Consider the following 12826-nt stretch of genomic DNA (forward strand, 5'->3'; position numbering starts at 1 on the left):
TCATGCCGCTTTCTTCGCAGTTACAGCAGCAGTGGCAGACCGTTTGCGAACGTCTGCCTGAGTCATTACCGCCGTCATCATTAAGCGAGCAGGCGAAGAGCGTGCTCACTTTCAGTGATTTTGTGCAGGAAAGTATCACCGCCAACCCGGACTGGCTGGTGGAGCTTGAAAATTCACCGCCACAGGCAGAAGAGTGGCGGCATTATGCTGACTGGTTGCAAACCGCGCTTGCTGAAGTTGCGGATGAAGCAACGCTGATGCGCGTCCTGCGCCAGTTCCGTCGCCGGGTAATGGTGCGTATTGCCTGGGCGCAATCTCTGGCGCTGGTGAGCGAAGAGAGCACGTTACAGCAGTTAAGTGAGCTGGCACAGTCGTTGATTGTTGCTGCGCGAGACTGGCTCTACGCCGCCTGCTGTAAAGAGTGGGGAACACCGTGCAGCGAGGAAGGGGTTCCTCAGCCACTGTTGATTCTGGGGATGGGTAAGCTGGGCGGTTGCGAGCTTAACTTCTCCTCCGATATCGATCTGATTTTTGCCTGGCCGGAGAACGGCTCTACGCGCGGCGGACGTCGTGAGCTGGACAACGCCCAGTTCTTTACCCGACTCGGCCAGCGTCTGATTAAGGCCCTGGATCAGCCGACGCAGGATGGTTTCGTCTACCGCGTGGACATGCGTCTGCGTCCCTTTGGCGACAGCGGCCCGCTGGTGTTGAGCTTTGCTGCACTGGAAGATTATTACCAGGAGCAAGGGCGCGACTGGGAGCGTTATGCCATGGTCAAAGCGCGGATCATGGGCGACAGCGACGATGCCTACGCCAACGAGCTGCGCGCCATGCTGCGCCCGTTCGTGTTCCGCCGTTACATTGACTTCAGCGTGATCCAGTCCCTGAGAAACATGAAAGGGATGATTGCCCGAGAAGTGCGCCGCCGTGGGCTGAAAGACAATATTAAGCTCGGTGCAGGCGGTATCCGCGAAATCGAATTTATCGTCCAGGTCTTCCAGCTTATTCGCGGCGGGCGTGAGCCGTCCCTGCAATCACGTTCGTTGCTGCCGACGCTGAGCGCCATCGAGCAGCTTCACCTGCTGCCGGACGGTGACGCGCAAACCCTGCGCGAGGCCTATCTGTTCCTGCGTCGTCTGGAGAACCTGCTGCAAAGTATCAACGACGAACAGACTCAGACCCTGCCAGCGGATGACCTGAACCGGGCGCGTCTTGCCTGGGGGATGCGCGCAGATGACTGGTCAATGCTGACCGAACGGCTGGATGCGCATATGGCAGGCGTACGCCGTATCTTTAACGACCTGATTGGCGATGACGAAAGTGAATCGCAGGACGATGCGCTTTCCGAGCACTGGCGCGAGCTGTGGCAGGATGCGCTTCAGGAAGATGACACTACACCAGTGCTGGCACACCTGAGTGACGACGCCCGCCATCGTGTGGTGGCACTGATTGCTGATTTTCGTCTTGAACTGAATAAACGTGCGATTGGGCCACGTGGTCGGCAGGTACTTGATCATTTGATGCCGCATCTGCTGAGCGAGGTTTGCTCCCGCGCGGATGCGCCGGTGCCGCTGTCGCGCATGATGCCGTTGCTGAGTGGGATTATCACGCGTACCACGTACCTTGAACTATTGAGCGAGTTTCCAGGGGCGCTTAAACATCTGATTACGCTCTGCGCTGCGTCGCCGATGGTGGCCAACAAGCTGGCGCGTTATCCGCTGTTGCTCGACGAACTGCTCGACCCGAATACGCTCTACCAGCCGACGGCGACGGACGCCTACCGGGACGAGCTGCGCCAGTATCTGCTGCGGGTGCCGGAAGAGGACGAAGAGCAGCAGCTGGAGGCGTTGCGTCAGTTTAAGCAGGCACAGATGCTGCGCGTGGCAGCGGCAGATATCGCCGGAACGCTGCCGGTGATGAAAGTGAGCGATCACTTAACCTGGCTTGCGGAAGCGATCATCGACGCGGTAGTGCATCAGGCCTGGGTGCAGATGGTGGCTCGCTACGGCCAGCCGAAACACCTGGCCGACCGTGAAGGTCGTGGTTTTGCGGTGGTGGGGTACGGCAAGCTCGGCGGCTGGGAGCTGGGCTATAGCTCCGATCTGGATTTAATCTTCCTGCATGATTGCCCGGTCGACGTGATGACTGACGGCGAACGTGAGATTGACGGGCGCCAGTTCTATCTGCGTCTGGCCCAGCGCATTATGCATCTGTTCAGCACCCGTACCTCATCCGGCATTTTGTACGAAGTGGATGCACGTCTGCGACCCTCCGGCGCGGCGGGCATGCTGGTCACCTCGACGGAGTCCTTTGCTGATTACCAGAAGAACGAAGCCTGGACGTGGGAGCATCAGGCGCTGGTGCGTGCCCGCGTGGTGTACGGCGATCCGCAGCTTAAAACGCAGTTTGACGTCATCCGTAAGGATGTCATGACGACGGTGCGAGAGGGTGTCACGTTGCAAACTGAAGTGCGGGAAATGCGCGAGAAAATGCGCGCGCATCTGGGCAATAAACATCGCGATCGCTTTGATATCAAAGCCGATGAGGGGGGGATTACCGATATTGAGTTTATCACCCAGTACCTGGTGCTGCTGCACGCGCACGATAAACCGAAGCTGACACGCTGGTCGGACAATGTACGCATTCTGGAACTGCTCGCGCAAAACGACATTATGGACGAGCAGGAGGCACAGGCGTTAACCCGCGCCTATACCACGCTACGCGATGAGCTGCACCACCTGGCACTGCAGGAACAGCCGGGGCATGTGGCGCTGGACTGTTTCAGCAGTGAACGCGCTCAGGTGACGGCAAGCTGGCAGAAGTGGCTGGTGGAACCGTGCGTAACAAAACAAGTGTGATATTATCGCGCGCAAATTGTGAATCTTTCTGGAGTCAGGAATGAAAGTAACACTGCCAGAGTTTGAACGTGCTGGAGTTATGGTTGTCGGGGATGTGATGCTGGATCGCTACTGGTATGGGCCAACCAGCCGCATCTCTCCGGAAGCGCCGGTACCGGTGGTTAAGGTCGATACCATTGAAGAGCGTCCCGGCGGCGCGGCAAACGTGGCGATGAACATTGCCTCTCTGGGCGCGCATTCGCGTCTGGTGGGCTTGACCGGCATCGACGACGCGGCGCGTGCGCTGAGTAAGTCACTGGCGGACGTGAACGTGAAGTGTGACTTCGTTTCTGTACCGACCCACCCGACGATCACCAAACTGCGCGTGCTGTCGCGCAACCAGCAGTTAATCCGCCTCGACTTTGAAGAAGGGTTCGAGGGAGTTGACCCTGAGCCGCTGCACGAGCGTATTAATCAGGCGCTGGGTAATATTGGTGCGCTGGTGCTGTCCGACTATGCCAAAGGTGCGCTGGCGAGCGTGCAGACGATGATTCAGCTCGCGCGTAAAGCCAACGTGCCGGTGCTGATCGACCCGAAAGGCACCGATTTTGAGCGCTATCGCGGCGCAACGCTGCTGACGCCAAACCTCTCTGAGTTTGAAGCGGTGGCGGGTAAGTGCAAAACGGAAGCAGAAATTGTCGAACGCGGCATGAAGATCATTGCTGATTTCGAGCTGTCTGCACTGCTGGTGACCCGTTCAGAGCAGGGGATGACCCTGATTCAACCAGGCAAAGCACCCCTGCATATGCCCACTCAGGCGCAGGAAGTGTATGACGTGACCGGTGCTGGCGATACGGTGATTGGCGTGCTGGCGGCGACGCTTGCAGCCGGGAATTCCCTTGAAGAAGCCTGTTACTTTGCTAACGCAGCGGCGGGTGTCGTCGTCGGCAAACTCGGTACTTCAACCGTTTCGCCTATTGAGCTGGAAAATGCCGTGCGTGGCCGTGCAGACACCGGTTTCGGTGTGATGAGCGAAGACGAACTGAAAGCCGCCGTTGCCGCAGCGCGTAAGCGCGGAGAGAAAGTGGTGATGACCAACGGTGTGTTTGACATTCTGCACGCGGGCCACGTCTCTTATCTGGCGAATGCGCGCAAGCTGGGCGATCGTCTGATTGTGGCAGTGAACAGTGATGCGTCAACGAAGCGTCTGAAGGGGGAAACGCGTCCGGTAAATCCGCTGGAACAGCGTATGATCGTTCTCGGTGCGCTGGAAGCCGTGGACTGGGTGGTGTCGTTTGAAGAAGACACGCCGCAGCGTCTGATTGCCGGTATTCTGCCGGACCTGCTGGTGAAAGGTGGCGATTACAAGCCAGATCAAATTGCGGGCAGCGAAGAGGTCTGGGCCAACGGCGGCGAAGTGATGGTGCTCAACTTTGAGGACGGGTGTTCAACCACCAACATTATTAAGAAGATCCAGAAAGACAGTCAGTAAAAAAACGGGCCAATTGGCCCGTTCGTTTTTCTCCCTCTCCCACAGGGAGAGGGTTGGGGTGAGTGCATCAGGCCGCTCTTACTCCTGCTCATCCACCGGTGGAATGGCCGGTGCCGGCTTCACTTCTTCCTGTGTATTGCGGTTTTCCAGCTCGGTCAGACGCTGTTCCAGCAACGCCAGCTTCTCGCGGGTACGCAGCAGAACCTGGGTCTGCACGTCGAACTCTTCACGGCTGACTAGATCAAGGCGAACCAACTGCGCCTGCAGCGTCTGGCGGATTTTCTTTTCTACGTCATCACCAAATTCACGAATGCCTTTCGGCATGGATTCGTGTACCTGACGCGCAATTTGCTCAATTTTTTTCGGGTCAATCATTGTCGTTTCCCTTGATGAAAAGGTGTCAGTGCCTATTGTAGCGCGTCATGCCGCGGGTTAAACAAAATTGTTTGATGCTTATGCATTGCCCAGGGTAATCAATAGCGTTATAGTTATCTCGCTTATTCTCAGGGCGGGGCGAAATTCCCCACCGGCGGTAAATCAGCTTCACGCTGAAAGCCCGCGAGCGCTTTGGGTGAACACTCAAAGGTCAGCAGATCCGGTGTAATTCCGGGGCCGACGGTTAGAGTCCGGATGGGAGAGAGTAACGATCCAGTCGGGCATGGGCCCGCTCACGTTATTTTTTTGCCGCTTATACGGCGCTCCTAAGACTGCCCTGATTCTGGTAACCATAATGTTAATGAGGTTTTTTTACCATGAATCAGACGCTACTTTCCTCTTTTGGCACTTCAACTCAACGTGTTGAACATGCACTGGATGCACTGCGCGAAGGCCGCGGTGTGATGGTGCTTGACGATGAAAACCGTGAAAACGAAGGCGACATGATTTTCGCCGCCGAAAACATGACCGTTGAACAGATGGCGCTGACCATCCGTCATGGTAGCGGCATCGTATGCCTGTGTATTACCGAAGATCGTCGTAAGCAGCTCGAACTGCCAATGATGGTTGAGAACAACACCAGCGCCTTTGGTACCGGTTTTACCGTGACCATTGAAGCGGCGCATGGCGTGACCACCGGTGTGTCTGCGGCTGACCGTCTGACCACCGTACGTGCCGCGATTGCTGATGATGCGAAGCCCTCCGATCTGCATCGTCCAGGCCACGTCTTCCCTCTGCGCGCGCAGGCCGGCGGCGTCCTGACCCGCGGTGGCCACACCGAAGCGACTATCGATCTGGTGACGCTGGCGGGCTTCAAACCAGCAGGTGTTTTGTGTGAACTGACCAACGATGACGGCACCATGGCGCGCGCGCCGGAGTGCATCACCTTTGCCCGTCTGCACAATATGCCGGTAGTCACGATTGAAGATCTGGTCGAGTACCGCCAGGCGCACGAGCGCAAAGCCAGCTGAAACCGCTGAAGTGAAAGAGCCGGGGAAACCCGGCTTTTTTATGTTTAGTGGTAGTTAATTTTAAACAGCACCACGGTTTCGAATGGTCCGGACTGGATCGCTTTTCCCGGCACCGGCGTCAGCTCAGCGGTATAGGTCTGTTCGTACTGCAACGTACTGCCGGTAAAATCGGCATACTCTTCGTATCGGTTAAAGGTGTAGGGCTGCGTTCCGTTCAGGATGCGTAATTTCAGGCCGTTACCGATGAGCAGGGCGGTATCTTCATCGCTCAGCGTCTCGTTCGTATAGAACGACGAATCCATTTTGAACCCATCGGAACACTCGGTGTCCTGTATCTTGGTCGTTCTGACCGAGAACGTGCGCGTTCGCTTTCCCTGATTCATCATGTCGCGGGCGCTGAACGTACCAAAATCAATCTCCTGATTTTCCGGATAGATGCTGAAGGTCGCCCCGCAGTCCAGCACGGTGATATTGTTCAGGCCATTAATATGATACTTAAGGTTTTTCGCGTCGGACATCTGGTTGACGCCGCCCTTACCGTCGAACTGCACCACGATATAGTCCCCGAGCGTGCTGACGTAGCCGTGCGGCGGCATGACCTTGATTCTGACGTACAGACGAAAGCGCACGATGAACGTGCGTGAGGTGTGAATGTCGTTTGCATTGCCGGAGCAGATGCGGTTCTCCCAGCCCATTTGCTGGATTTGGGCAGGTGTATAGATAGTGATCTGTTTGTTATCAAGGCACTGGGACGTATCGACCCCGTTGGGTTGTCCTGTCGCATCGTAGTCGATCCCTTCATAAGTTACGCCGAGATCGTAGTAGGGATCGGACGCCGACGGGTAGGGGTTAACCCAGGCATAGATGTCCTCTTTTTCAAAATTACTGGTGGCATTGTGGTCGCAGGTCACAGGAACTTTGATATCGTCAGATTCCCATATTTTCTCCCCCACCTGCGCGTTGCTGGGAATGGCAAAAGGCGAGATTGTTTTTGTCTCCTCCACAGGCCCGCCGGAAACGCCGAGATAGCAGTCAAGCGCCAGCGCCTCCCTGAATGGCAGAAGGGCAAGTAGCAGCAAAAACAAAAAATTAGCGAGCTTGCACATTGTTTTGACCCTTCCGCTCGCTGAGCTGGCATTGAGCCTTACCCGCACAGGTAACGTCCACTTTTTTCAGCGCGCCGTAATCATCAATGTAACCCACGCTGTAGTAGCTCCCGTGGTAGTCGCCGGTAGAGGTGGACGCTGTGGCAAACGGAGCAATCATCAGGCTGTCGAAGCCCGGCAGCTGGGTTTTCGCATTTTTACTCAGCCACGCGAGGGTGATGTAATAGGGCGTGGGGTTGTGCACGCTGAGCCCCGTTGCGGTGGCGGTAATTTCCATGCGCATTTCGCTTTGATCACCCGGCTTTTTGGTGATGGCTTTTGGCCGCCAGAACAGCTTAATGCGGCTCTGCATGGCCACCTGCATAACGCTGCGCGCCTCGCTGGCGCTGCTTGTGGGTGGAACTTCGCGCAGGTTGAAGTAAAACAGCGACTCTCTGTCCTTCGGCAACTGCCCAACCGCCGCCTGCTTCACAATTCTGACCTGCGATGACGCGCCCGCTTCAATGCGCTGAATGGGCGGCAGCGCCATGAAGTGGCTGTCCTCTTTGCGCCCGTTTTCGTCTTCAATCCAGGAAAGCGCCAGGTAGGGTAAGGTTTTGCTCTGGTTATCGACTTTCAGGCTGCTTGCCTTGTCCCCTTCGGGAAAAACGATCCGCGTACGGTCCAGGTTAATGGCGGCATGCGCGTTCAATGCGGTGCCGAGCAACATCAGGCTCAGGGCCTTAAGTGGGGTGGGTTTCATCATGGTTTCTTACTGGCAAGGCAGCATGAGCTGCATACTGTTTTCAAGGTGAGAAGGTAACGAGAAGCGACACTGATGGTTGTCTCCCCACGTGACCAGGAACTGTTGCTCAGGCTGGACGGCGCCCAGCCAGACGCGACCCTCCTCGGCGACCATACCTACCTGCTGGCCGTTATCCTGCAGGCGGACCAGGGCGCCGAGCGGCGGTGTCCCGGAAGGCGTTCGCAAAATGCCGGCAATATCGTTACCGGCTCGGGTCGCGATTTGACGATAGCCGATGGCGCCTTCTGTCCAGGTGGAAGTGACCACCCGCGTATCAACGTCAACGCCGTCAGGCAAATTGTTCATGTTGACCCGCACGCTGGCCGGGGTATAGCTGGAAAACGACGGCAGAACACCGATACCCGACGCGTTGGTTTCGTCATGCGATACGTTCAGCGGGATATGGCCCACTCCGTCGGTGCTGACCATGACGCGTGGCTCATTGCCGTAGCTGCGACGGTGCAGGGCAAACCCTTTCGCCGTCCCGGTAAACGATCCGTTCCAGCTGGCGCTCATTGAGTTGTACTCATTCGCCTTATAGCTGCCCGAGACGTTGAGATCCCCCAGCGAAGAATAGTGCTGATAGTTTCCGCTGAACTGTGCGCCCGCATCGGCTTTTTCGCTCTCGGTGCCTGCAGAGACGCACCAGGTATTGTTCCGGTCAGAGGTATCGTACCAGGAGACGCTCTGGCTCAGGCTGTCGCCGTTGCGAAGATCGTAGTTCAGGCGATGGTCAGGATCGAGCGGCACGCTCAGCGAGAGATAAAACTGGTTGTCGTCCTCTTCATCATCTTCGTAGTGGGTTCTGCTCAACGACAGGGTCAGGCCAAGGTTTTTCCAGCGGCCAAGGTCGAAGTTATAGCCTGCGGTGACGCTGCCGGTCGTGGAAGGCGAGTCGTCCCACCATGTTTGGCGCAGCATGCTTAGATAAAGGTTTAGCGAGAGGGCCGATATGTACTGACTGGCGGTGACGCTGAGAGTCTGTTTTTCCGTCTGGCTGTCGCTGTAGTCGTCATCCAGATAGCGCGCATAGCTCAGGAACTGACGGTCCGAGTATCGGTAGCTCGCCAGCGTAAGCTGGCTACCGGTGGTGTCGAATCGTTTACTGTAGTTAAAACGGTAGCTGTAGCCCGTCTGCGGATCCTCACCCGGCAGCTGGCTGGTGGCCCGGGTGATATCAAACGAGAGCGCCCCCAGATACGCCATGTTTTGTCCCAGCCCGGCGGCCAGGGCGCGGTAGTGGTCACCATCGGCCAGCGTTCCGCCATAGAGTGAGGTTTGCGACAGCATGCCCCAGGAAAACTCGCCGCTCATGAAGGTGCTGTCCTCAACGTCATGCGATGCGTCCTTTCGCGGCTTGCCTGCTGCCAGCTTGTAGCGAACCTGGCCCTGACGCGTCAGGAAGGGAACGGATTCGGCAGAGACCTGGAACGTACTCACCCGGCCATCCTCTTCCGTTACCTTCACGTCGAGCGTGCCCTGCACCGACTGGTTGAGATCCTGAATGATGAACGGGCCCGGCGGGACTTTTGTTTGATAGATGACCCTGTCGGCGAGGCTTACGGTGACCGTCGCGTTGGTTTGGGCAATGCCGGAGATTTGTGGCGCATAGCCGCGCAGTGACCACGGCAGCATGCGCTCATCGCTGATAAGCGACGCGCCGGTGTAGGTGAAGGCGTCGAAGATCGACGACTGGAAATCCGTTTCGCCGAGCGTCAGCTTTGCGCCCATGGTGGGCAGGGGGCGGAACATATAAACGCGCGAGAAGCGCCCGTTATGCTCTGAACCGCCGTCCGCGTGCGTCTGGTTGTATTGATAATCGCTGCGCAGCCGCCAGGCGCCGACGTTCGCGCCCGCCGTGCCGTAAGTGTTGGCATTATCTGAACTGCTGCCGCTGTTGGGCTGGTAGTGGCTGGCAAAAAGATTGTAGTCCAGCAGGACGCCCGCCACGCCGTTATCCCAGGTTGACGGGGGCATCCAGTCGGCAGAACGGTACTGCAACCACGCCTGGGGAATGGACACGTTTAGCGTCTGGCTTACTTGTTCAAAGGTAAAATGAACGTCCGGCAGCGGGGCGAAGTCTATACAGCCCTCTTTTTCAGTTAGCGATTCCCGTATTTTATCCTGTAGGCCGAACGTGTCGGCCAGCTCGGCGGGAATACAGACCTGGACTGCATCATTCACTTTTTTCCACATTAACTGCCAGCCGTTTGCTAAGGGGATGTCATTAATCGAAACCGTAACAAAATAACGTCCGGGGACGACGGAGGCGCGATCTTTAAACTGTGTTAAATCGACGCTGTTGCGCTGATCTTTATCGATGGCATTAATATTAAATTCGGTACCAGAGGCGACTTTCGTCATTAACAGGGCGGTAATGATGATTATGCATGTTGATTTATGTTTCATCATCCTGTTGCTCAAGGTAAATATAAAATGCCGACTGGCATAATGAGCCAGTCGGTAGATAACGAGGTAAATTTGAATTATTTATACGCCAGAACATAGTTTGCGGTGGCTTCAACCTGACCCGGCGTTGCCGTTTTGCCGCTCAGTATTTCCATCTGCGCCTTAAAGTGCAGCGTCTGGGTGGCGGAGCCTGCCAGCAGGGTAACTTCACTGGCGCTACCCAGGGTGATGTTCGCTTCCGCATTATCCAGCAGGCGGACGCCCACGTTCTGCGCGCCGTTGGCATACGTGTTGGTCATCAGACTGGTATCCGTTGTATCCGTGGCGGAGCTGGTGAACGTGACGTCAACCTTGGTGATTGGGGTATCGGTTTCATCGCCTGGATCGTCCAGCTGGCAGTTTTCCAGGTTGATATCTACCGCCACGGGTGACGATTTTTTATTGGCATTAATAACTGCGGTCGTAATTTCACCCAAATCGACTTCTTTATCAACGCTGTCTGGTGCAATATTGCATGGTGCATCAATCACCACACCTTTGAATTTGATCTTACCGGAACCTTGTTCTGCAGCAAACGCCGACCCAGAAATAAGCGTGGCCATTGCCACGGCTAAAAGTGCTTTTTTTCCTGTAAACATGAAAATATCCTTTTTCAGTTGAATTCATATCCTGAATATTAATCAGAATATTGCCAGGGAAGTATACCGATCTCCGACGAGGCAATGCGATTAACCAAGCTTAAAAATCATTGTAGATCTAATTAAAATATAAATGCGGGTTATTGTAAGTGGATGAATTTCAAGAAGTGTAAATTATAATGCCGGATGCATTGTTTAATGTTATTACGCACAATAATGTTCAGTAAAAAACTTTATTTTTTTATAAGGAAGGATGCGGGACGTATATTCCGTAAAAAGTTATTTCTTTAACAAATAATAGGCACCTCCGTTTCAGGAGGCGCCCGTCACGTCAGCCAATGCCTGCGGCCTGAAGTAAGACCAGACTTAACCCCATCACCGACATCCCGCACAGGACGCCATAGCTTGGGTTGTTGTTTGGATCGATCTCTTTTGCCAGCGGCATCAGCTCGTCAACCGACAGCGCAACCATAATCCCCGCAACCGCGGCCATAATGGCAGCCATGACTACCGGCGAAACCAGGCTACCGAGGATGAGCCAGGCCAGCACGCCGCCAAGAATTTCCGCCATGCCGGATATCCCGGCCCAGAAGATTGCCGTGCGCTTTGAGCTCGTGGCGGCATAGACCGGACCGGCCACCGCGAGTCCTTCAGGAATATTGTGCAACGCCACCGCCAGGGCGATGCCGAGGCCCATTTCCAGGTTACTGCTGGCGGTGACATACGTCGCCACGCCTTCCGGGAAGTTGTGCAGGCTTATGCCGAGCGTCAGCAAAATGGCGGTGCGCTTAATGTTGCGCGGCGCGGGCGCTACGTTTTTTTGCATTAAGTCCTGAGGGTGCGCGTGGGGCAACATGCGGTCGAGCGCGAAATATCCCAGCAGGCCAACGACAAACATGCCGTAGCCCAGCAGCGGAGACATACCTTCTGTTCCCAACGCGGCAGGCAGCATCTCCATCAGGGAGATGAGTAGCATGATCCCGGCTGCAAAGCCCAGTGAGAAGGCCAATACGCGATTAGAGGGTTTCTGACCAAGAACACCGAGGATCGCACCGATGAAGGTCGCAGCGCCCGCAAGTATCGTCAGGATCAAAGGTACTGACATTCATTACTCCTTTTGATAATGATTCTCATTAATATAAATGATTATTTGTCAGCAAAGCGAGCAGAGTGGCTCTGCTTTACATATTCCTTACATTCAAATTTCCTGATGATGATCTTCACGCTTATCAGCGTTCATCTTTGCCGGATTGCGCGTAATGTAGCACCATTAAATTGACACCTTCTGTAAGGATATCATCATGACTTCTTCCCGTATGCCAGCCCTGTTTTTAGGCCACGGCAGCCCAATGAACGTTCTGGAAGACAACGTCTATACCCGCGCATGGCGTAGCCTGGGCGAGACGCTGCCGCGTCCAAAAGCGATTGTGGTGGTATCCGCGCACTGGTTCACCCGGGGCACGGGCGTGACCGCCATGGAAGCGCCTAAGACCATTCATGATTTTGGCGGCTTCCCGCAGGCGCTGTATGACACGCACTATCCGGCCCCCGGCTCGCCTGAGCTGGCACAAAGGCTGGTGGAACTGCTGGCGCCTGTTCCGGTGGCGCTGGATAAAGAAGCCTGGGGTTTTGACCATGGCTCCTGGGGCGTACTGATTAAAATGTATCCTGATGCAGATATCCCGATGGTGCAGTTGAGCATCGACAGCACCAAACCGGCCGCCTGGCATCTGGAGATGGGTCGTAAGCTTGCAACCCTGCGTGATGAAGGCATCATGCTGGTGGCGAGCGGTAACGTGGTTCACAACCTGCGAACGGCACGCTGGCACGGCGAGAACACGCCCTATCCGTGGGCGACCTCTTTTAATGATTACGTCAAAGCGAATCTGACCTGGCAAGGCCCTGCTGAGGAGCATCCGTTAGTGAACTATCTGGATCACGAAGGCGGTTCGCTCTCTAACCCGACGCCGGAACACTTCCTGCCGCTATTGTACGTTCTTGGTGCGTGGGATGGTCAGGAGCCGGTTACGATCCCGGTCGACGGTATTGAGATGGGGAGCCTGAGTATGCTTTCGGTGCAGGTGGGGTAATAAAAGCAAAACGGCAACCTCAGGTTGCCGTTTTTAGTGTTTGCACCCTCTCTCTGTGGGAGAG

Annotated in this window: 10 protein-coding genes and 1 riboswitch; of the genes, 4 read left to right on the forward strand and 6 right to left on the reverse strand. The window is 55.7% G+C overall.

Annotated elements, in window-relative coordinates; all coding sequences use genetic code 11:
* Positions 1-2: 2 nt before the first annotated feature.
* Both glnE and hldE read left to right on the forward strand, forming a co-directional pair.
* A complete protein-coding gene (gene glnE, locus AC0XWG_RS10525; RefSeq protein ID WP_128347224.1) occupies positions 3-2858 on the forward strand; it encodes a bifunctional [glutamate--ammonia ligase]-adenylyl-L-tyrosine phosphorylase/[glutamate--ammonia-ligase] adenylyltransferase in 2856 nt (951 codons plus the stop codon).
* A gap of 40 nt (positions 2859-2898) precedes the next feature.
* Positions 2899-4329 (forward strand): bifunctional D-glycero-beta-D-manno-heptose-7-phosphate kinase/D-glycero-beta-D-manno-heptose 1-phosphate adenylyltransferase HldE, encoded by a 1431-nt coding sequence (hldE, locus tag AC0XWG_RS10530; protein WP_028017145.1) that lies wholly within the window; start codon positions 2899-2901, stop codon positions 4327-4329.
* A gap of 78 nt (positions 4330-4407) precedes the next feature.
* Here the strand turns inward: hldE and ubiK are convergent, their stop codons facing one another.
* The gene (ubiK, locus tag AC0XWG_RS10535; protein ID WP_049005067.1) at positions 4408-4704 is read right to left on the reverse strand and encodes a ubiquinone biosynthesis accessory factor UbiK; all 297 of its coding nucleotides are present in this window, start codon (positions 4702-4704) and stop codon (positions 4408-4410) included.
* A 120-nt stretch (positions 4705-4824) separates the two neighbouring features.
* Positions 4825-4975, forward strand: a riboswitch (FMN riboswitch).
* 106 nt (positions 4976-5081) lie between these two features.
* On the opposite strand from ubiK, the gene ribB reads away from it, so the two are divergent.
* Positions 5082-5735, forward strand: a complete 654-nt coding sequence (gene ribB / locus AC0XWG_RS10540; RefSeq protein WP_028017147.1) for a 3,4-dihydroxy-2-butanone-4-phosphate synthase — start codon at positions 5082-5084, stop codon at positions 5733-5735.
* A 44-nt stretch (positions 5736-5779) separates the two neighbouring features.
* Here ribB and AC0XWG_RS10545 read toward each other — a convergent pair whose 3' ends face one another.
* From AC0XWG_RS10545 to zupT, 5 genes are all read right to left on the reverse strand, one after another.
* Positions 5780-6841, reverse strand: coding sequence for a type 1 fimbrial protein (locus tag AC0XWG_RS10545; RefSeq protein ID WP_128347226.1), 1062 nt, complete (start codon positions 6839-6841; stop codon positions 5780-5782).
* Complete coding sequence (locus AC0XWG_RS10550) at positions 6825-7583, reverse strand: fimbrial biogenesis chaperone (RefSeq protein WP_475680774.1); 759 nt, start codon at positions 7581-7583, stop codon at positions 6825-6827. The genes AC0XWG_RS10545 and AC0XWG_RS10550 overlap by 17 nt, the downstream gene beginning before the upstream one ends.
* A 9-nt stretch (positions 7584-7592) precedes the next feature.
* A complete protein-coding gene (locus tag AC0XWG_RS10555) occupies positions 7593-10037 on the reverse strand; it encodes a fimbria/pilus outer membrane usher protein (RefSeq protein WP_475680566.1) in 2445 nt (814 codons plus the stop codon).
* A 74-nt stretch (positions 10038-10111) separates the two neighbouring features.
* A complete protein-coding gene (locus tag AC0XWG_RS10560) occupies positions 10112-10672 on the reverse strand; it encodes a fimbrial protein (protein WP_475680567.1) in 561 nt (186 codons plus the stop codon).
* A 331-nt stretch (positions 10673-11003) separates the two neighbouring features.
* A complete protein-coding gene (zupT, locus tag AC0XWG_RS10565) occupies positions 11004-11777 on the reverse strand; it encodes a zinc transporter ZupT (protein WP_028017151.1) in 774 nt (257 codons plus the stop codon).
* Positions 11778-11973: 196 nt separating this feature from the next.
* Between zupT and ygiD the strand changes: the two genes are divergently transcribed.
* Complete coding sequence (gene ygiD / locus AC0XWG_RS10570; RefSeq protein ID WP_108090479.1) at positions 11974-12762, forward strand: 4,5-DOPA-extradiol-dioxygenase; 789 nt, start codon at positions 11974-11976, stop codon at positions 12760-12762.
* Positions 12763-12826: the final 64 nt, after the last annotated feature.

This window comes from Enterobacter sp. DVT3837 (genome assembly GCF_056238685.1).